17 protein-coding genes are annotated in these 19,843 nt (G+C 69.9%); 4 read left to right on the top strand and 13 right to left on the bottom strand.

What is annotated here, in order from left to right:
- Positions 1 to 2 precede the first annotated feature (2 nt).
- From AW270_RS21720 to AW270_RS21705, 4 genes are read left to right on the top strand one after another with little or no spacing between them, the layout of a single operon-like run.
- Positions 3 to 785: an ABC transporter permease gene (locus AW270_RS21720; protein WP_245674797.1), complete on the top strand. Its 783-nt coding sequence runs from the start codon at positions 3 to 5 to the stop codon at positions 783 to 785.
- Positions 782 to 1,573, top strand: coding sequence for an ABC transporter permease (locus AW270_RS21715; RefSeq protein WP_157522372.1), 792 nt, complete (start codon positions 782 to 784; stop codon positions 1,571 to 1,573). Before AW270_RS21720 ends, AW270_RS21715 begins: the two co-directional genes overlap by 4 nt.
- Before the next feature lie 9 nt (positions 1,574 to 1,582).
- Positions 1,583 to 2,389: an ABC transporter ATP-binding protein gene (locus AW270_RS21710; RefSeq protein ID WP_061296954.1), complete on the top strand. Its 807-nt coding sequence runs from the start codon at positions 1,583 to 1,585 to the stop codon at positions 2,387 to 2,389.
- Positions 2,386 to 3,393: a methyltransferase gene (locus AW270_RS21705; protein ID WP_061296953.1), complete on the top strand. Its 1,008-nt coding sequence runs from the start codon at positions 2,386 to 2,388 to the stop codon at positions 3,391 to 3,393. Before AW270_RS21710 ends, AW270_RS21705 begins: the two co-directional genes overlap by 4 nt.
- A 30-nt stretch (positions 3,394 to 3,423) precedes the next feature.
- Here AW270_RS21705 and AW270_RS21700 read toward each other — a convergent pair whose 3' ends face one another.
- The 13 genes from AW270_RS21700 to AW270_RS21640 form a co-directional block, all read right to left on the bottom strand.
- Entirely contained in the window at positions 3,424 to 3,984 is a 561-nt protein-coding gene (locus AW270_RS21700; protein WP_061297027.1) for a GTP-binding protein, read from the bottom strand.
- Positions 3,985 to 3,991: 7 nt separating this feature from the next.
- Positions 3,992 to 4,363 (bottom strand): DUF742 domain-containing protein, encoded by a 372-nt coding sequence (locus AW270_RS21695; RefSeq protein WP_061296952.1) that lies wholly within the window; start codon positions 4,361 to 4,363, stop codon positions 3,992 to 3,994.
- A gap of 19 nt (positions 4,364 to 4,382) precedes the next feature.
- Positions 4,383 to 4,805: a roadblock/LC7 domain-containing protein gene (locus AW270_RS21690; protein WP_061296951.1), complete on the bottom strand. Its 423-nt coding sequence runs from the start codon at positions 4,803 to 4,805 to the stop codon at positions 4,383 to 4,385.
- A complete protein-coding gene (locus tag AW270_RS21685) occupies positions 4,802 to 8,083 on the bottom strand; it encodes a nitrate- and nitrite sensing domain-containing protein (protein ID WP_082801732.1) in 3,282 nt (1,093 codons plus the stop codon). Before AW270_RS21685 ends, AW270_RS21690 begins: the two co-directional genes overlap by 4 nt.
- Positions 8,084 to 8,212: 129 nt before the next feature.
- Positions 8,213 to 9,496 carry a glycosyltransferase gene (locus AW270_RS21680; RefSeq protein ID WP_061296949.1) on the bottom strand — a complete coding sequence of 428 codons (1,284 nt, stop codon included), beginning with the start codon at positions 9,494 to 9,496 and terminating at the stop codon, positions 8,213 to 8,215.
- A gap of 92 nt (positions 9,497 to 9,588) precedes the next feature.
- Positions 9,589 to 10,728 carry a polyamine ABC transporter substrate-binding protein gene (locus AW270_RS21675; protein WP_082801731.1) on the bottom strand — a complete coding sequence of 380 codons (1,140 nt, stop codon included), beginning with the start codon at positions 10,726 to 10,728 and terminating at the stop codon, positions 9,589 to 9,591.
- A 275-nt stretch (positions 10,729 to 11,003) separates the two neighbouring features.
- Positions 11,004 to 11,561 carry a GTP-binding protein gene (locus AW270_RS21670; RefSeq protein ID WP_061297025.1) on the bottom strand — a complete coding sequence of 186 codons (558 nt, stop codon included), beginning with the start codon at positions 11,559 to 11,561 and terminating at the stop codon, positions 11,004 to 11,006.
- 7 nt (positions 11,562 to 11,568) lie between these two features.
- The gene (locus tag AW270_RS21665; RefSeq protein WP_061296948.1) at positions 11,569 to 11,931 is read right to left on the bottom strand and encodes a DUF742 domain-containing protein; all 363 of its coding nucleotides are present in this window, start codon (positions 11,929 to 11,931) and stop codon (positions 11,569 to 11,571) included.
- Positions 11,932 to 11,937: 6 nt separating this feature from the next.
- Positions 11,938 to 12,357, bottom strand: coding sequence for a roadblock/LC7 domain-containing protein (locus AW270_RS21660; protein WP_061296947.1), 420 nt, complete (start codon positions 12,355 to 12,357; stop codon positions 11,938 to 11,940).
- Complete coding sequence (locus AW270_RS41830; RefSeq protein ID WP_061296946.1) at positions 12,354 to 15,629, bottom strand: sensor histidine kinase; 3,276 nt, start codon at positions 15,627 to 15,629, stop codon at positions 12,354 to 12,356. The genes AW270_RS21660 and AW270_RS41830 overlap by 4 nt, the downstream gene beginning before the upstream one ends.
- A 221-nt stretch (positions 15,630 to 15,850) precedes the next feature.
- The gene (locus tag AW270_RS21650; protein WP_061297024.1) at positions 15,851 to 18,154 is read right to left on the bottom strand and encodes a [protein-PII] uridylyltransferase; all 2,304 of its coding nucleotides are present in this window, start codon (positions 18,152 to 18,154) and stop codon (positions 15,851 to 15,853) included.
- A 7-nt stretch (positions 18,155 to 18,161) separates the two neighbouring features.
- The gene (locus tag AW270_RS21645) at positions 18,162 to 18,500 is read right to left on the bottom strand and encodes a P-II family nitrogen regulator (protein WP_030455639.1); all 339 of its coding nucleotides are present in this window, start codon (positions 18,498 to 18,500) and stop codon (positions 18,162 to 18,164) included.
- Complete coding sequence (locus tag AW270_RS21640; RefSeq protein ID WP_061296945.1) at positions 18,497 to 19,798, bottom strand: ammonium transporter; 1,302 nt, start codon at positions 19,796 to 19,798, stop codon at positions 18,497 to 18,499. The genes AW270_RS21645 and AW270_RS21640 overlap by 4 nt, the downstream gene beginning before the upstream one ends.
- Positions 19,799 to 19,843 lie beyond the last annotated feature (45 nt).

Below are 19,843 nucleotides of genomic sequence, written 5' to 3'. Positions count from 1 at the left end.
ACGTGCCGAAGTTGAACGGGGCGGGTCTGCTCCGCGGTCTCATCGGGACCGCGGGGCTGCTCGTCGTTCTGGAGGCGGCCGGACGCCTGGGCGCGTGGGACACCGAGAGGCTGCCCCTCGTCTCCACCGTCCTGCTGCGGGCCGGCGAACTTCTCGCCGACCCCGAGTTCCTGGTGAGCGCGTGGTCGAGCCTGACCACGTGGGCGCTCGCCCTGGCACTGACGATCGCGATCGCCGTGCCGGCCGGGCTGCTGCTCGGCATGGTCCGGCCCGCCGAGGTGGCGGTCCGGCCGCTGATCGAGTTCCTCCGGCCGATTCCGTCGGTCGCGCTGATCCCGCTGGTCATCCTCATGTTCTCGGAGACCACGAACATGCGGATCACGGTCGCGGTGTACGCCGCCCTGTGGCCCGTGCTCGTCAACACCATCTACGGGGTGCGCGACGTCGACCCCCTCGCCAAGGAGACCCTGCGCAGCTTCGGCTTCGGGCCCGCCTCGGTGGCCTACCGGGTCGTGCTGCCGGGCGCGGCGCCGTTCATCGCCACCGGCATCCGGCTGGCCGCCTCGGTCGCGATCGTGCTGGTCGTGACGTCGGAGCTGATCGCGGGCGGCATCGAGGGCATCGGGGTCTTCATCACCATCGCGGCCAGCGGCAACCGCCTGGACCTGATGATCGGCGCGACCATCCTGGTCGGGCTGTTCGGCATCCTGGTCAACGCGCTGCTCGTGGCCGGGGAGAACCGGCTGTTCCGCTGGCACCGGGCCCGGACGGAGGGCGCCACGTGAGACGAGCGACTTTCGGCGTGCTCCGGTTGTGGATCGTGCCCGTGACGCTGATCGTGTGGGAACTGGTCACCAGAGCGACCGTCTCACCGTTCTTCCCTCCCCCCACGAGGATCGTGGAGCAGTTCCACGCCATGTGGCTGAGCGGCCCGGCCTCCCAGCTGCTGCTGACCGACAGGGCGCTGGAGACCTTCGGGCCCAGCCTCGGCCGGCTGCTGCTGGCCTGGGTGATCGCCGGCGTGCTGGGCGTCGCCCTCGGGGTGGCCCTGGGGCGGATCCGCGGCGTGGCCGACTACGCCGACCCGGTCCTGCAGTTCCTGCGCGCGCTGCCGCCACCGCTGCTGGTGCCCATCTTCTTCGCCCTGTTCGAGATCGGCACCGCCACCCAGCTCGCCGTCATCGTCTTCGGCGTGATCTGGCCGGTGCTGGTCAACACGACCGACGGCGTCCGGGCGGTGGACAAGGGCTTCCTGGAGACCGCACGGGTCTTCCAGTTCAGCCGGTACGACATCCTCCGCCGCGTCATCCTCCCCGCCGCCATGCCGAAGATCTTCGCGGGTCTCCGGCTGAGCCTGTCGCTGGCGCTGATCCTGATGGTCGTCTCTGAGCTGGTCGGCAGCAACAGCGGCATCGGCTACAGCCTGCTCTACGCGCAGCAGTCCTACGACTACGCCGGGGTCTGGGCGCACATCGTCCTGCTCGGTGTGCTCGGCCTGCTGTTCAACGCCCTGTTCCTCGTCGCCGAGGGCCGCGTCCTGTCCTGGCATGCCCACGCCAGGCGAACCGTTTAGGAAGATCCGGTGCTTGAGTTAGTCGATCTGGGCCACAACTACGGCTCCTACCGCGCCATCGACCGCGTCAACCTGAAGGTCGCCCAGGGTGAGGTGGTCTGCATCGTCGGGCCATCGGGCTGCGGCAAGTCGACCCTGCTGCGGTCGATCGCGGGGCTGATCAAACCCACCGGCGGGACCGTGCTGCTGGACGGCAAGCCCGTCGACGGCAGCCCGGAGAACCTCGCCGTCGTCTTCCAGGACTACAGCCGCTCGCTCTACCCGTGGATGTCGGCGCTGGCCAACGTCGGCCTGCCGCTGCGCCGCCGCGGCCTGGACAAGAAGAAGCGCGACGCCGCCGCCATGAACGCCCTGGAGCAGGTCGGGCTGGCCGGCGCCGCCGCCAAGTTCCCGTGGGAGATGTCCGGCGGCATGCAGCAGCGGGTGTCCATCGCCCGCGCGCTGGCCTACCAGCCGAAACTGCTGCTGATGGACGAGCCCTTCGGCTCGGTCGACGCGCAGACCCGCGAGGAACTGGAGGACCTGACCCTCCGCGTCTGCGCCCACCACGGCATGACCATCCTGCTGATCACCCACGACGTCGACGAGAGCGTCTACGTCGGCGACCGCGTCGTGGTGCTCAGCAAGGCCCCAGGGACGGTGGTGGGCGACCTGCCCGTCCAGCTTCCCGGGCCGCGCGACCAGATCCACACCCGCGAACTCGACGCCTTCGTCCGGCTCCGCGCCGAGGTCGGCCGTCTCGTCCGCGGCATCACCCCACAGAGAAACACCCACGGAAACACCCACGGTTACGGATATGGAGTGGAGACCAGGTGACCCAGAACGATCCGGCCGCCCCGGTATGGGATGCGATCTACGGGATCTCCCGCTTCGCCGCCCTCGCCACCATGGCGGAGCTGGGCTGCGCCGACCACCTCGCCGACGGCCCGCTGACGGCCGACGTGCTGGCCCAGCGCTGCGGGGCCGACCCGCTGTCGCTGGCCCGGACGCTGCGCGAGGTGGCGTCGATGGGCTTCCTGCGTACCGTCCCCGAAGGGTATGAGCTCACCGAGTCGGGCCACCTCCTGCGCGAGGACGTGCCGGGTTCGGTGCGCTCGGCCGTGCGCATGGTCAACCAGGAGGCCTTCTGGTACGCCATGGGCCAGCTGCCCGAGACGGTCCGGACCGGCAGCAGCGTCTTCAAGGAGAAGTTCGGCCACGTCTACGAGTACGTCGGCCGCAACCCCGAGGTCGCCGTGCTGTTCGACCACTACATGACGGTCCGCGCCGAACCCTTCGCGGCCGGGCTCGCGAACAACTACGACCTGAGCGGCGCCCGCAAGGTCGTCGACCTGGGCGGCGGGCGCGGGCACATCCTGGCCGCGCTGCTCAAGGCCAACCCGCACCTCCACGGCGTGCTGTTCGACCTGGAGCGGGTGCTGTCCAACGGCGAGGCCGCGCTCACCGAGGCCGGCCTGGCCGACCGCTGCGAGTTCGTCGTCGGCGACTTCTTCGCCCACATCCCGAGCGGGCCCGACGTCTTCCTGCTGGCCAACGTCATCCACAACTGGAGCGACGAGGACAGCGTGCGGATCCTGCGCAACGTCCGGGCGGCCATGCCCGCCGACGGGCGGGTGCTGATCCTGGAGATCGTGCTGAGCGACGACGACTCGCCCCACGTGGGCAAGGACGGCGACATCCGGATGCTGTCGCTCTCGGGCGGCGGCATGGAGCGCACGCCCGCCGAGTATCAGACGCTGCTGGAGAAGAGCGGCCTCACCACGGCGCGGATCCTGCCGCTCCCGGGGTGGGCCAGCGTCATCGAGGCCGTACCCAACTGAAAGCAGTTCAAAGGGACCGAGGTCCCCGGCTCAGCGCTGCCAGCCGGGGACCGCGACCCGCATCGTCAGTGCGTGCTCCACCAGCACGATGAGGGTGTTCTTCACCGAGTCACGCGACCGCGCGTCGGTCCGCACGATCGGCGTCTGCGGCGACAGCGACAGCGCCTCGCGCACCTCGTTCTCCCCGTGGGGGAAGGTGCCGTCGAAACCGTTGACGCCGATCACGAAGGGGAGCTGCGCCTCCTCGAAGTAGTCGACAGCGGGGAAGCTGTCGGCGAGGCGGCGCGTGTCGACCAGCACGACGGCGCCGATGGCGCCGCGCACGAGGTCGTCCCACATGAACCAGAAGCGGTGCTGACCGGGCGTGCCGAACAGGTAGAGGATCAGATCCTGGTCGAGCGACACCCGGCCGAAGTCCATCGCCACGGTCGTCGTGGTCTTGTGGGGGGTCAGTCCGACGTCGTCGATTCCCTCCGAGGCGTCGGTCATCACCGCCTCCGTCGTGAGCGGCACGATCTCCGACACCGCCCCGACGAATGTCGTCTTGCCGACGCCGAAGCCACCCGCCACGACGATCTTCGTCGAGGTCAGGCCCCGGCTAGAGCCTGCGAAGTCCACTGAGCACCCTTTCCAACAAACCCAGATCCGGCTTACCCGCGTCGAGCTGCGGCTGGTGCACCTGCACCAGGCCCTCGGCCGCCATGTCGGCGATGACCACCCGCGTCACACCCAGCGGCATGCGCAGCATGGCCGAGATCTCCGCGACGGACCTGACCTGACGGCAGAGCGAGGCGATCGCCTGCCGTTCCGGGGGCATGGTCGACAGATCAACGTGCGCCGCTATGACAGAGGAGACGAGCGCCTCCATGGCGAGCTGAACTCGCGGGGCCGTACGCCCACCGGTCACCGCATAGGGGCGCACCAGCGAACTTTGCTCCGCCGGGGGCTCACCTGTCCAGCCGCCTGCCACGGCGACCTCCTCATCTTGATCAACGCGGGTGGGAAGCCTGGAGCTCGGCGCGGACGGCCGGGGTCAGGACCTGACCCGCCCGCTCGACCAGCAGCGTCATCTGGTACGCCACCAGACCCATGTCACAGTCGGCCGCGGCCAGCACGGCCAGACAGGAACCATCGCTGATCGACATGATCAAAAGCAGCCCACGCTGCATCTCGACCACGGTCTGCGTTACGGCTCCACCCTCGAAGACCCGCGAGGCACCCTGCGTCAACGAGATCAGCCCGGCGGCCACCGCCGCGAGCTGGTCGGCGCGATCCTTGGGGAATCCCTCCGAGTACGCCAGGGGCAACCCGTCAGCGGAGACCACAACCGTGTGCGCCACACCGGGCACGTTGTTCACGAAGTCTGTGATCAGCCAATTGACGCCGCGAGCGGCCTGGCTCATTTCCCTCATGCCTCATCCTTATCGGTCTCTTGACCCTGACTCTGGGCGGGGTTCGCCCCGGGCCAACCCTGCTCCTCGCTGATGTCTCCCCTCGCCACCGCGCGGCCCTGCCGTACGCCGGCCTGGAAGCTGGCCAGGCGGTTGCGCACGCGATCGGGCGACAGCGACGGCGCGGGAGCCACCGGCACGGGAGCCGAGGGCGCGGCCAGTTCGGCCGAGCCGGGCACCAGGTTGGCCTTGGGCACCCGCTTCGGCAGGCCGGACGAGGTGATGCCGCCGAGTGAGGGCTCGGCCGCCGCCTGGGCGGCCTGCCAACCGGCGTCGACCGCGGGGGACGACCACGCGGTGCGCTCACCGGGGCTCTCGTCGTCGCCGGGGACCTCCTGCTCCGGCGCACGCCGGAACCAGTCGGACTCCACGGCGGCGAAGATCGGCAGGAACTCGTCGATCTCGTCGAGGGGCGAGTTCCGGACCGCGGGCAGCGGTCCGGTGTTGTCGACATCAGGTTCGAAGGGCCCGCGGTTAGCGGGCGTACCCGGCCAGGAACCGTTCTCGGCCGGTCCGCCGGGCCATCCAGGGGTGCCGGATCCGGGCGTCTGCCCCGGCCACGGCGTGTTGTTCGCACCCGGAGCCGGGTAGCCGCCCGAGGGGAAGCCGCCCATGCCGAGACCGCCCGTGCTGTGACCACCGGTGTTCTGGCCGCCCAGGGCGTGGCCGCCCGTGTCGAAGCCACCGCGCTGGTCGTATCCGGCCGGGGGCTCGAAGGCGCCGCTGTCGAGCGGGCCGCGGGCGAACGCGGTGCGGTCGAACGGGCCGGTGTCGGTCGGGCTCGGCCCCCCGCCGAACATCCGCCGGCCCTGCGGCCCGGTGTCGAAGGAACCCTGCTCGGGGGCGGGCGCGAACGGGTCGCGTTCAGGCTGGTCGAAGGGGTTGCGCGGGGCGGGCGGCGTGGCGGGCGACAGCGGGTTCGGGGTGCTCTCGAACGGGTTGCGCTGCGGCAGCTGTCCGAAGGAGGAGGCATCGAAGGGGGTTCCGCCGGTCGTGCTCGCCCAGGGGTCGGGCGGTCCGTCGCTGCCGAAGGGGCGCGGCATCGTCTCGAACGGGGTGGGGCTGGCCAGCGCGGGCTGCTGCCCGAACGAGCCGCTGACGGCGGGGGCGCCGTACCCCTGCTGCGGGCCGGGCAGCGCGGGCTGCCCGCCCGTGGGCAGGCCGCCCTGCTGCTGCGGCGCGCCGGGGAAGGCGTTGGCCGCCTGCGCGAGCAGGGTCTCGGGCAGCAGCACCATCGCGGTGAGACCGCCGACGTCCTGCTGGCGGAGCTGGACGCGGATGCCGTGGCGCAGGGCCAGGCGGCCGACCACGAACAGGCCCATGCGGCGGGACACCGACACGTCGACGACGGGCGGGTTGGCCAGGCGCCAGTTGGCCGCGCCGAGCTCCTCGCCGGTCATGCCGATGCCGACGTCACTCACGGAGATCATCAGACCGCCGCCGTCGATGCGGTTGCTCGACACGGTGACGCGGGTCTCGCGCGGCGAGAAGGAGATGGCGTTCTCGACCAGCTCGGCGATGAGGTGGACGACGTCGTTGACGGACTGACCGACGACGGCCGCGCCCGACTGCACCTGGATGGCGACGCGCTCGTAGTTCTCGACCTCGGAGAGGGAGGCGCGGACGACGTCGACGATCGGGACCGGCTGGCCCCAGCGGCGGGCGGGTTCCTGGCCGGCGAGGACCAGGAGGTTCTCGGAGTTGCGGCGCATGCGCGTCGCGAGGTGGTCGAGCTTGAACAGGTTGCCCAGCCGGGTCTCGTCCTGCTCGCCCTGCTCCAGGCCGTCGATGAGGGACAGCTGGCGTTCCACCAGCGTCTGGGTGCGGCGCGAGAGGTTGACGAACATCGAGTTGACGTTGCTCCGCAGGCGGGCCTCGTCGCCGGCCAGCCGGATCGCCTCGCGGTGGACCTCGTCGAAGGCGCGCGCCACTTCACCGATCTCGTCGGAGGTGGTGACGCCGATGGGGGCGACCTCGGGCAGGTCGGCGGCCTCACCGGACTCACGCAGCTTCTGGACCGTGTCGGGAAGACGCGAACCGGCGATCTCCAGGGCCTCGCGGCGCAGGCGGCGCAGCGGCCGGGTGAGCGAACCGGCGACCAGGGTGGTGATGACGAGGACCACGAGCAGCAGGACGACGATCAGCACGCCGGAGACGATGGCGTTGCGCTGCTCCGCGTCCTGGAGGGCGACCGACTGGTTGACGACCGAGTCGCCGACCCGCTTCTCGACCTCACGCATGAGGTCGACCGTGGCGGAGGTGGAGTCGAACCAGCGCTGGAGGTCGTCCTGGCGGGTGCGGTCGAGGTCACGGATCGCGCCGTTGAACTGGCGGAGCTGGGCGAGGGCGGCGGCGCGCATCGAGTGGGAGCGCTCGGCCATCTCGCCCCTGACCGTCTGGCGGTAGAAGGCGGCGTCGGCCGGGGAGGCCTCGCTCTGGAAGATGGCGAGCTGGGCGTCCTGGGAGCGGCCGGCGCTGAGGAAGTCGGACAGGTCGTCGTAGTCGAAGACGTAACCACGGGCGGTGGGCCTGGTCGACAGGGTGATGGTGAGCAGGCCGCGGCTCTTGGAGACGTCTTCCTTGGCCCGGGTGAGGGCGGCCAGGGCGGTGGTGTCGGCGAACAGGCGCTCGTCGGAGCCGGCGGAGCGGATCAGGTCCTCGTGGAGCGAGGTGAGCTCGGAGATCATCGAGGTGTACATGACCTCGGCCGCCCGGGCGGGCACGCTGTCGTTGTCACGGACACCCTTGCGCAGACCCTCCAGACCGCGGAGCCATCCGGCGATCTTGGCGGCCCGGTTGAGCACGCGGGCGGAGTGGCTGGAGTCGAGGGACTGGAGCGTGGCAAGTGCTTCGCCGGAAAGGTCGTCGACCTTCTTGGAGATCTCCTGGACCTCGTCGAACCGGTTGTTGCGGCGGCCCTCCTGGATGAACCAGGCCGTGTAGTCGCGCTCCTTGGCGAGCTCGTGGTTCAGCCCGTCGAGCTGGACCACGAGCCGCGACACCTCGGTCAGTCTCCGGTATTCGGCGGAGGTGTTGATCGCGGAGGTGAGCTGCACCGCCGCGAAGATGACACCGACCACCGTCGGGAGCAGGATCAGGGCGACGAGACGGGAGCGCACCCGCCAGTTTCCCAGCCGCAGGAACGCGGCCCCTGGAGCTTTGGCGGCGGGGGCGGGCGCCGCCTTCTCCTGCACGCCTGCCTCGATGCCGAGGCCACCTCGCGGGTCGTGCGTTGTCACTGGCTTTTACAACCTCTCGCCTGTCACTCCTGTTGCCCTCTATGGCACCAGAAATTGGAACACACTGTTACCAGATCAGCGAATTACACTCGGATCGCCGAATCGGACATCCAGTGCGATTGGTGCTAATTACTTGGCCGCGACCTTCTCAATGACGTCCGCCGCCACGCGGAGGCCGTCGCGGCGGCGGAGCTCCTCGCCCTTCGCCGCGAGGTCGGCACGGAGGGCGGCGTCGCCGAGGAGGCGGTCGACGGCGCCGATGAGCTCGTCGTCGGAGAACTTGTAGGTGTCCAGCCGGACGCCGTAACCCTTCTCGTCGACGCGCTGGGCGTTGTCGTACTGGTCCCAGAACAGGGGCAGCACGATCATGGGCTTGCCGAAGTGGAGCGCCTCGGTGGTGGTGTTGTTGCCGCCATGGGTGATGACGAGGTCCACCAGCGGAATGATCTTCGTCTGCGGGACGAACTCGGCGCCCCACATGTTGGAGGCCAACTCGATCTCCTCGTGGAGGGGGCCCTTGGAGACGATGTACTGATGCGGAGTGCGTGACAGCACGTCGATCACCCGGCGCATCAGGTCGACATCGGCCGAGCCGAGGGAACCGAGCGAGAAGTAGATCAGCGCGTTGTCGCCGCGCTCGAACGGCAACGTGAAGTCCTCATCCGTCTCGCGAACCGAGGAGTCGAGGCGGGTCCACGAAGGCCCGAGCGGGCGCTCGACAGTGTAGTCGAGGAATTCGGGGTAAACGTAGAGGTTCGCGTCACCTTCGTGGATGAAGTCGAGGTCCGGGAGCGGCGGCGCGCCCTGCTCGACGACCCACTCGTTGAAGGCCGTCCACAGCTCGCGGTGGGTGCGCTCGTACTCCTCGGAGAACTCCTTCCACCCCTCACCGGTGGCCGGGAGACCCGAGAAGACCGGGGCCACGCCCTCGCCGCGCATCTCCAGCGGGTTGCACGACATGATCCGCACGAACGGCACACCCGCGGTGACCAGCGCCGGGAAGGCGATGACGTTGTCCTCGACGATGACGTCGGGCTTCACGCGCTCGATGATGGCCTTGAGCTGCGGCTCGCAGTACTTGGCGCCGTCGACGAGGGCGTCCCAGATCGGCTTGGTGACCGTCTCGAGCTGCTCCTGGGTCGACTTGCGGTACTCCGGCGCGGTGTCCCGGATGAAGTCCTTCCAGAACTGGCCCGCGTCCTGCTCCTCGGCGTCCTCGGCCGGCGGGGCGAGGTCGACCAGGTCCTCCTCGAACCCGAGGGCGGTCAGCTTGCCCTTCCAGGAGGCCTCGGCGGCGAACACCACGCGGTGGCCGCGGTTGCGCAGGACGTCTCCGATGCCGATGCAGTTGTTGGTCGGCCCGTACGCGCTCTCCGGCATGAACAGTACGGTCAGCGGCTTCTCAGCAGACATGGGGATTTCTCTCTCGCGGTGGCGATCGTTCCAAAGCGGGACGGCGAAAGCGGCGAAGCCCCCGGGGACTCCGCCGCGGTGCCGTCACAGCGTCACTGGGCGGCAGTGACGTCGGTCGACAGGGTGGTGTACTTCACCGAGTCGGCGCCCAGGTCGATGATCGACTCGCCCTGCAGCAGGTCGGCGGGCGTGTACTTCAGAGGCGCGTTCGCCGCGAGGACGTCGGCCGGGATCTTCTCCATGGCGGCCTTGTTGGGCACCTTGTAGAGGATGTTCTGCGCGGCCCAGCCGTGCTGCTCCGGGTCGAGGATGAAGTTGATGAACGCGTGGGCGGCTTCCTTGTTCTTGGACGCCTTCAGCACCACCATCGTGTCCACCCAGAGGTCACTGCCCTCCTTCGGCACCACGAACGCCACGTTGGGCTCGCCGGTGGGGCACCAGCCGTCCCAGGCCTCGGCCATGACGGCCTCGCCCTTGGCGACCTTCTCGCCGAAGGTGGTGTCGTCGAAGGCGAGGAGCTTGGGCTTGGCGGCCTCCAGCAGCTTCTTCGCGTCGCCGATCACCTTGTCGTCGGTCGTGTTGATCGACTGGTTCAGCGCCTTGAGGGCGGGCAGCGCGAGCCAGCGCTCGGTGGTCATCAGGGTGATCTTCTTCTCGTACTCCGGCTTCGGCTCGAGAAGATCCCGCCAGCTGGTCGGAGCCGGCTTGACGAGGTCGCTCCGGTAGCAGATGCCCGTGGTGCCCCAGGTGTAGGGGACCGAGTAGTTGTTGCCCTTGTCGTAGGACAGGTTCGAGGCCTCGGGGTAGAGGTTCGCGAGGTTCGGGATCAGCTCCTTGTGCAGGGGCTCCAGCAGGCCGGCCTCGTTGAGGGCCTGGGCGTACTGGCCGGACACGAACGCCACGTCGAAGCCCTCGCCGCCGCTGGCGGTGATCTTGGCCATGGCGGTCTCGTTGGTGTCGTGGATCGCCTTCTCGACGGTGAAGCCGAGCTTGTCCTTGACACGGTCCACAAGGTCGGGCGGGCTGTAGCCGTCCCAGATCGTCATGGTGACGCTCTGCTTCGTCAGGTCGGCGTTCGGGTCGAGCTGAGCCGCAGTGGCGCTCGGCGCGGCGGCGGTGCCACCCTCGGCCGTGGTGTTGCTCGCGCCACCGTTGCACGCGGCCAGGGCGAGGACAAGGCCGGCGGCGGTGACTACAGCCGGCAGGTGACGGGTGTGCCGGGTTCGGGACACGACCGCTACTCCTTCTGATTTTGCCGAAGGGCCTGCTGGGGGGCAGACCAAAGGGGGAGTGTTGCAGCACGTATCAACACAGATCAAGACTTTTCAGGACATTGTTAGCTGGACGTTCACACTTCGATTTGAAGGATGCTTCAGCAACCTGTCAACTTTGAAATGGGACCCCAACTCCTTAACATCCCGAACCACCGCAATCCGGACAAAAACATGGGCCACCTGCCGGGGACAGATGGCCCTCATGTGCCCTGTGAGGTGCGGAGAGTTCCCGATCAGTATTGCCGACCGTATGCGGACCGTACGGTCAGTACGTACTCAACAAGGGTGATCAGGGTGGACTTGACCGCTTCCCGGGACCGCGCGTCGGTCCGCACGATGGGCACGTGCGGCTGCAGCGACAGAGCCTCGCGAATCTGGTCTTCGACGTGCAGGAACACGCCGTCCCACCCATTCAGCGCCACGACGAACGGAAGCTGCGCCTCCTCGAAGTAGTCGATCGCCGGGAAGCTGTCGGCCAGCCTACGGCTGTCGACCAGCACTACCGCGCCGATCGCGCCGCGGACCAGATCGTCCCACATGAACCAGAACCTGTGCTGCCCGGGGGTTCCGAACAGGTAAAGGATCAGGTCCTGATCGAGGGACAGACGGCCGAAGTCCATGGCGACCGTCGTGGTCGTCTTCTCCGGTGTGAGCCCGAGGTCGTCGATCCCCGCGCTGGCGTCGGTCATGACGGCCTCGGTCGTCAGCGGAAGGATCTCCGAGACGGCGCCGACGAACGTCGTCTTGCCCACGCCGAAACCGCCCGCCACGACGATCTTCGTCGAGGTCAGGCCGCGACTAGAGCCTGCGAAGTCCACTGAGCACCCTTTCGAGCAAAGTAAGGTCCGGCTGGCCGCTGCTGATGAGCTGTGGCATGTGCAGTCGCACCAGCCCTTCGTCGGCCATGTCGGCGATCAGGACCCGTGCCACTCCGAGGGGGACCCGGAGCAGCGCGGAGATCTCCGCGACCGATCGGACGGATCGGCAGAGCGTCATGATCGCCTCCTGCTCGGGGCCGAGCAGGGAGTAGTCATCGCCCATCATGGCCGCCGTGGAGACCAGCGTCTCCATCGCCAGATGGTAACGCGGCTCGGCGCGTCCTCCGGTGACGGCGTAGGGACGGAAAAGAGGTTCGTCGTCGGTCCCCTCACCCGCGCGCACCGGGCATCACCGCCGCGCCGAGTGCAGCTCGGCGCGCAGAGCCGGGGTCAGCGCCTGTCCGGCGCGCTCCACCAGGAGGGTCATCTGGTACGCCACAAGTCCCAGATCACAATCGTGTGACGCCAGTACGGCGAGGGCCGATCCGTCACTGATCGACATCACCATGAGCAGTCCGCGCTGCATCTCCACGACGGTCTGCCGGACCGGTCCGCCCTCGAAGACGCGGGAGGCGCCGGTGGTCAGCGAGGCCAGCCCGGCGGCCACCGCCGCGAGCTGGTCGGCCCGGTCGGGCGGGAACCCGGCGGAGTGGGCCAGCCGCAGGCCGTCGGCCGACACGACCACGGCGTGCGCCACCCCAGGAGTGCCGCCGACGAAGTCGGTGATCAGCCAGTCGAACCTGCTCACGTCGACACTGAGCTCAGTCACGAGCCCTCCTCCTCATTACCCGTGCCTTCCTGCGGCCTTTCCGCGCGCCCTCGGCGTACGCCCTGCTGGAGACTGGACAGCCGGTCACGCACGGCCTCCGGCGAGACCTGCGGCCGGGGCGCCTCCGGCGGCGGGATGCCCGGCCCGCCCTGCGCGCCGACGGAACCCGGCACGAGGTTGGCACGTGGCGTCCGCTTCGGGAGCCCCGACTGTGTGACGCCCCCGGAGGCCGGTTCGTTGGCCGCACGGGCCGCCTGGAAGCCCTGATCGGCATGCCGGCCCCAGGGAGTCGTCCCAGGCGTCACAGGAGCATCTGGAGCCCCAGGCGTGGCGGTCGGCTGCGGCCGCGTGAACCACGCCGACTCGATCGAGGCGAAGATCGGCAGGAACTCGTCCCCCCGCTCCAGCGGAGTGTCCGGAACGCTCGACGGCACGGGCGGCCCGGGAACGGGAAACGCCCCGGAGTGCTCGTTGAACGGCGGCGCGGGCAACGCATGCGGCCGGGTGTCCCCCACCGACGGCCGCACCCACCCACCCGAGTCGGCGGGGTTCCCCGGATACACCGGACTGTTCGAACCAGCCGGGTTACGCAGACCAGCCGGGCTGTTCGCACCAGACGTGTTCGCACCTGCGGAGCTGTTCGGACCGACCGTGTTGCTCAGGCCTGCCGGGTTGCTCAGGCCTGCGGCGTTGTTCGTACCAGCGGGGTTGCGCGGACCAGCCTGATCGTTCACACCGGCCGGGCTGTTCAGACCAGCTGGGCTGTTCGGACCAGCCGGGTTGTTCGGACCAGCCGGGTTGTTCGCGCCAGCCAGGTTCGGGCCTGCTGGGCTGTTCGTGCCAGCCGGGCTCGGGCCGGCCGGGTTGTTCGGGCGGCGTCGTTCGAAGCCGGGGAAGGTTCCGCCGGGAGGCGAGCTCTGCCGGGGCACCCGCGAGGGCGAGGAGGAGTCGTCTCCCGGAGTGCGGGGCGCTGGAGGCTTGCGCTGCGGCAGGCCGCCTGCCCCCGTGGTGACGGGGCCAGTGTTGATCGGGCCGGTGGAGCCGGGGCCGGTCTGCACCGGGCCGGTGGTGAAGCCGCCCGAGGTGAACGGGCCGGTCGAGCTGCCCGACGCGAACGGGCCGGTGTTCGAGCCGCCCGAAGCGAAGGGGCCGGTGGTCGAGCCGCTCGGGGTGAAGGGCCCGGTGTTCAAGCCGCCCGGGGCGAAGGGGCCGGTGGCGATCGCGGGGAGGGGGCCGGTCGGGAGTTCCGGGCGGGGGCGGGTCATCTGCGGCTGCTGGGAGGGCTGGGCCGGGGCGTCGGCGTTGCTGATGAGCTCGGCCGGGAAGAGCACCATCGCGATGATGCCGCTGGTGTCGCCGCGCCGGAGCTGGACCCGGATGCCGTGGCGGCCGGCCAGGCGGCCGACCACGAACAGGCCCATGCGGCGGGAGACCGACACGTCGACGACGGGCGGCTCGGCCAGGCGGGTGTTGATCTCCAGCAGCTCGTCGGGGCTGAGGCCCATGCCGGTGTCGCTGATGGCCAGCAGGACCGCGCCGCCCTCGATCGGGCTGCTCGACACGATGACCTTCGAGCTGGGCGGCGAGAACGAGATGGCGTTCTCGACCAGCTCGGCCACCAGATGGACCACGTCGTTGGCGGCGTGCCCGCCGATGGCCGGGGCGCGGTGGACCCGTACGACGACCCGCTCGTAGTCCTCGACCTCCGACAGCGAGGCGCGGACGACGTCGACCAGCCGGGCCGGGGAGCTGCGCTTGCGCGCGGTCTCGTGACCGGCGAGGACCAGCAGGTTCTCGGAGTTGCGGCGCATGCGGGTGGCCAGGTGGTCGAGCTTGAACAGGTCGGACAGGCGGGCGCCGTCCTGTTCGCCGCGTTCCAGGCCGTCGATCAGGGAGATCTGGCGCTCCACGAGGGTCTGGGTGCGCCGCGACAGGTTGACGAACATCGCGTTGACGTTGTTGCGCAGCCGGGACTCCTCCCCCGCCAGCTTCACCGCCTGGAGGTGGACCTCGTCGAAGGCCTGCGCGACCTCGCCGATCTCGTCCTGGCTCTCGACCGCGATGGGCTGCACGGCCGGGGAGGTGTCCCCCGTCTCCGACTCGCGCATGCGGCGCACGATCTCCGGCAGCCGGCTGCCCGCGATCTCCAGCGCCTCGGCGCGCAGCCGCCGCAGCGGGCGCACCATCGAGCGGGCGATCAGCACGGTCGTGACCAGGACCAGCAGGATCAGCGCGAGGATCAGCGCGCCGGCCACGATGGCGCTGCGGCGCTCGGTCGACCTGAGGTCGTCGGCGCGGGCCCGCAGCGAACCGGCCACCTGGGCCTCGACCTTGGAGACGGCGTCGAGCACGGTGCCGTTGTCGCGGAACCAGTCCTGCGCGGTCAGCACCCGGCCGGGGATCGGCTTCAGCGGCTGGTTGCGCGACCCGAGGGCGACCGCCCACGCCTTGGCCATCTCGACGTCGGTGCCGGCCTTGCTGATCCGGGCGGCGTGGAAGGCCTGGAACTGGGCCGTGGTCGCCTCGGCGTTGAAGGCGGTCTCGTACGTCTCCTGCCGCGACCACGAGCCCAGGAAGCGCTGCAGGTCGTCGGGTGTGAACGACTGGCGCGGCTCCAGGAGCTCGCCGACGAGCAGGGCGCGCTGCTGGGAGGCCTCGTCCTTGACGTGGGCCAGGGCGCTGAGCGCGCGGGAGGAGCTGACCACGCTGGGGTCGTCGCTGAGCTCGCCGAGGTCGTCGTGCAGCCGCAGGACGGCGGCGATGGCCGCGCCGTACTCGAAGAAGACCGAGGTCGCCGGGTCGTCGTCGCGTTCGGCCGCGTGGCTGTCGGTGACGGTCTCCAGCCGGTTGGCGACCTGGCGCGCGTCCTCCACGATGCGCGGTCCGAAGGACTCGTCGATCTCGGCCAGGTCGGTCGTGGACGCCTTGATCATGCCGTCGACGACCTGCTTCTGCTTCGCCAGGGTGTCCTGGTGCTGGCGGATCGTCTCCTCGGCGTTGCGCAGGGCGCTCTGGACTCCGACCAGGCCGTCGAGCCAGGCCTTGTGGTCGCGCTCGGCCGCCAGCTGCTGCGCCAGTTCCCGCAGACGACCGGCGTATTCGGCCGCGGTCGCGGTCCTCTCGTAGGCCGACAGGCTGTCGACCGAGCCGACGACCCGCATGCCGGCCAGGATGACCGCGATCAGAGTCGGCGCGAGGATCAGGGCGGTGAGCCTCGTGGGCACCCGCCAGTTGCGCAGCGCGAAACGGCTTGCCCGCTTGTGAGTGGACACCGGCCCCCGCCATTCGTTCTTGACATAAAGCCCTTCACACTCCTGACAGCATGAAGTGACATAGCCATACAAGCGGGCACAATTCGACCACAAGGTCATGATCAGCCACTTGATTCCCATAGGCGGGGACACAATCGTTACCAAGTGGTAAGTGGACTGAAGCCGACAAAGGTGATCAATCTGGGCGGGCCATCACCCTTTCACAAGCTCCCCTGTGAGGATCATCGCAGCGCGGCGAGCACGTGTTCCCTGACTTGGCCGCGTTGTGTCTCATCGGTGATGGGCCGCCCGGCCCGGTCGACGACGTAGAAGACGTCGACCGCCTCGGCCCCGAGCGTCTCCACCCGGGCCGCCCGGACGTCCAGGCCGCAGTCGCCGAAGGCCCGGCCGATCTTCCACAGCAGGCCCGGCCGGTCGTGGGCGCGGACCTCGACGACGGTCGCGGTGTTGGAGGCGTCGTCGACCAGGGTCACCCGGGGCGGCGCGACCGGCACGCGGGGCGGGCGCAGCGAGCGGGTGCGGCGGGCCAGCCGCTGTTCGATGTCCAGGCGCCCGGCGAGCACCAGGCGCAGGTCGGCCTCCAGGGTGGCGGGGTCGGGCGGCGAGCCGTATTCGGGCACCACCGCGAACTCGATGACGGCCGTGGACCCGGCCGAGGCGGCCGACGCCGACCGCACGACCATCCGGTGGGCGGCCAGCACCCCGGCGGCCCGCCAGAGCAGGCCGGGCCGGTCGGGGGCGACGACGGTGACCGCTCCCCCGTTGACCCTGATCGCGCCGCCGCCGTGGCGGGCCAGCGAGGCCTGCTCGGCCGACAGGACCGGGGCGGCGGCGGGCGGGGTGCCCGCCAGCGCCGACCTGACCCGTCTGACCAGGTCGGCGACGAGGTTGGCCTTCCAGGAGTTCCAGGCGGCCGGGCCGGTGGCCAGGCCGTCGGCGACCGCCAGGGCGGCGAGCAGTTCGAGGACCTCGTGGGAGCCGACCGCCTCGGCCACCCGCGAGATCGTCACCGGGTCGTCGAGGTCGCGGCGGGTCGCGGTCTCGGGCAGCAGCAGGTGGTGGCGGACCATGGTCGCCAGCACCTCCACGTCGGCGGCCGGCAGGCCCATGCGGGCGGCGATGTCACGGACGACCACCTCACCGGTGGTCGAGTGGTCGCCGGGCCAGCCCTTGCCGATGTCGTGCAGGAGCGCGCCGATGAGCAGCAGGTCGGGCCGGGACACCTCGCGGGTGAACGCGGCGGCCCCGGCGACCGTCTCGATCAGGTGGCGGTCGACGGTGTAGGTGTGGATCGGGTTGCGCTGCGGCCGGTGGCGGACGCGTTCCCAGTCGGGGATCAGCCGTACGAGCACCCCGGCCTGGTCGAGCTCCTCCCAGACGGGCACGGCCGCGCGCCCGGCGCCGAGCAGCCCCACCAGCGCGTCGCGGGCCTCGTCGGGCCACGGCACCGACAGCGGCGGCGACTGCGCGGCCAGCGCGGTCACCGTGGCGGGGGCCAGCGGCAGCCCGGCCTCGGCCGCCGCGGCGGCGGCCCGCAGCACCAGGATCGGGTCGTTGCGCGGGTTGACGCCGCGCGCCAGCACGACCTCCCCGCCGTGTTCCACCACGCCGTCGGCGAGCGGCCGCCGCCCGCGCGGCGCCGGACCGGACAGCAGCCGGTCGACGGTACGCCACGTCGCGTCGAAGGAGTGGGCGATCGTCCGCCCGGCCTCGGCCAGGCGGCGCATCAGCGCCTCGGCGTCGAGCAGCCCGAGGGTGCCCGCCACGGCGTCCTGCTCCTGGAGCACCAGGCGGTCGGTGCCGCGCGCGGTCACCAGGTGGAGCCCGTGGCGGATGTCGAGCAGCAGCTCGTGGGCCTCCCGGACGCGCGGGCCGGGCGCGGAGGCGACCCAGGCGGCGGCCACGGCCTGCATCGCCTGGACGTCGCGGATGCCGCCGCGGGCGTCCTTGAGGTCGGGTTCGAGCAGGAAGGCCAGCTCACCCGAGGAGTCGGCGCGTTTGTCCGCCGACTCCCGCAGCTCGCCCAGCCGGCGACGGGAGTCGGCCCGCCATTCGGCGAGCACCGCCTCACGCGCGGCGCGGGTCAGCTCGGGATCGCCCGCGATGTGCCGGGCCTGGATCAGGCCGAGCACGGCCTTCAGGTCTTCGCGCGAGACCTTGACGGCCTCGTCGACGGTACGGACCGAGTGGTCGAGGCCGACCCCGGAGTCCCAGATGGGATACCAGATCCGGTCGGCGATCTGGGCGACGTCGTCACGCCCGTTGTGCAGCAGGACCAGGTCGAGGTCGCTGCCGGGCGCCAGTTCCCCGCGTCCCAGGCTCCCGACCGCGACGAGCGCGACCCCGGTGAGGGGGCCGCGCTCCGCGCCTCCGAGCTCCGTTCTTCCCCTGAGCTCGCTGTCGAGGAGCCCGCCCTTTCCGTTCCGTTGACTGACGGCGGTCCGGAGCAGGTCCGTGAGCCACCGGTCGATGTCCGCCGCCCGTTCCTTACGGGCGGCGGCGAACGAGCGAGCTTCCCCTCTCATCATCCGGTTACAGCGCCTCCGGGCCGCGTTCCCCGGTGCGGACCCTGACGACCGTGTCCACGGGGACGGACCAGACCTTGCCGTCGCCGATCTTGCCGGTCTGGGCGGCCTTGACGATGACGTCGATGACGTCCTCGGCGTCGTCTTCCTCGGTCAGCACCTCGACGCGCACCTTGGGAACCAGGTCGACCTGGTATTCGGCGCCGCGGTAGACCTCGGTGTGACCCTTCTGACGGCCGTAGCCGCTGGCCTCACTGATGGTGATGCCCTTGACGCCGAACTGCTCCAGCGCCGCCTTCACGTCATCGAGCTTGAACGGCTTGATGATCGCCGTGATCAGCTTCATGCGTCCACCTTCTTCGCCTCAGCCGGAACCGCCGGCCCGTTGAGCGAGGACACGCCCGAGGAGTGGATGGTGCCGAGGTCGTAACCGGTCTCGGCGTGGGTGGTGATGTCGATGCCGGTGACCTCGTCTTCCTGAGCGATCCGGAAGCCCATGGTCTTGTCGATGACCTTACCGATGATGTAGGTCAGCACGAAGGAGTACAGACCGACGACCACCGGGCCGAGCACCTGGAGACCCAGCTGCCGGAAGGAACCGGTGTAGATGAGGCCCTTCTCCTGCCCGTCGAGGAACGGGTAGTTGGCGACGAAGCCCAGCGCCACGGCGCCGATGACACCGCCGACCAGGTGCACGCCGACCACGTCGAGGGAGTCGTCGAAGCCGAACTTGTACTTGAGGCCGACGGCCCAGGCGCAGACCGCACCGGCGAGCAGACCGATGAGGGCGGCGGCCCAGACGTCGACGAAACCACACGCGGGGGTGATCGCGACCAGACCGGCCACGGCGCCGGAGGCGACACCGAGGGTGGTCGCGTGACCGTCGCGGAGCTTCTCCACGACGAGCCAGGCCCCGGCCGCGATGGCCGTGGCGACCTGGGTGTTCATGAAGGCGAGGCCGGCGGTGGCGTCGGCGGCGAGCTCGGAGCCCGCGTTGAAGCCGAACCAGCCGAACCACAGGAGGCCGACGCCGAGGAGGACCAGCGTCAGGTTGTGCGGACGCATCGGCTCCTTGCGCCAGCCCGACCGCTTGCCGAGGACCAGCGCCAGGGCCAGAGCGGCGGCACCGGCGTTGATGTGGACGACCGTGCCGCCCGCGAAGTCCTCGATGCCCAGCTCGGTGAGCCAGCCACCGCCCCAGACCCAGTGGGCGACGGGGAAGTAGACAATGGTGGCCCAGACAACGGTGAAGACCACCCACGCGCCGAACTTGGCACGGTCGGCGATCGCACCGCTGATCAGGGCGACAGTGATGATCGCAAAGGTCAGCTGGAAGGCGGAGAACACCATCATGGGGAAGGTGTCGTTGTAGGCAGCTTCGTTGACGCCCATGAGCCCGATGTTGTCGAGCCCGCCGACGAACTTGTTCAGGAAGCCATCAGAGGCGTCGAACGCGAGGGAGTAGCCGTAGGCCACCCACGCGATCGTCACCGTGATGATGGCCACGAACGACATCATCATCATGTTCAGGACGCTCTTCGCCCTGGTCATGCCCCCGTAGAAGAACGCGAGTCCCGGAGTCATGAGCAGCACGAGCGCCGTGCTCACGAGCATCCAGGCAGTGGAGCCGCTATCGATCTTCATTCGATGCGACCCTCCTTCCAATTGGCGTGTGGCCGGTTATCACTT

It is taken from the genome of Herbidospora cretacea (assembly GCF_001570605.1).
Classification (GTDB): Bacteria; Actinomycetota; Actinomycetes; order Streptosporangiales; family Streptosporangiaceae; genus Herbidospora; species Herbidospora cretacea.
This window is presented reverse-complemented; position numbering and strand designations above follow the sequence as displayed.

What these genes read in the sequence shown, in the direction of transcription:
- AW270_RS21650 (WP_061297024.1), bottom strand. Translation starts at nt 18,154, where the DNA reads ATGAGAGGGGAAGCTCGCTCGTTCGCCGCCGCCCGTAAGGAACGGGCG.
- AW270_RS21645 (WP_030455639.1), bottom strand. Translation starts at nt 18,500, where the DNA reads ATGAAGCTGATCACGGCGATCATCAAGCCGTTCAAGCTCGATGACGTG.
- AW270_RS21690 (WP_061296951.1), bottom strand. Translation starts at nt 4,805, where the DNA reads ATGAGGGAAATGAGCCAGGCCGCTCGCGGCGTCAATTGGCTGATCACA.
- AW270_RS21680 (WP_061296949.1), bottom strand. Translation starts at nt 9,496, where the DNA reads ATGTCTGCTGAGAAGCCGCTGACCGTACTGTTCATGCCGGAGAGCGCG.
- AW270_RS21640 (WP_061296945.1), bottom strand. Translation starts at nt 19,798, where the DNA reads ATGAAGATCGATAGCGGCTCCACTGCCTGGATGCTCGTGAGCACGGCG.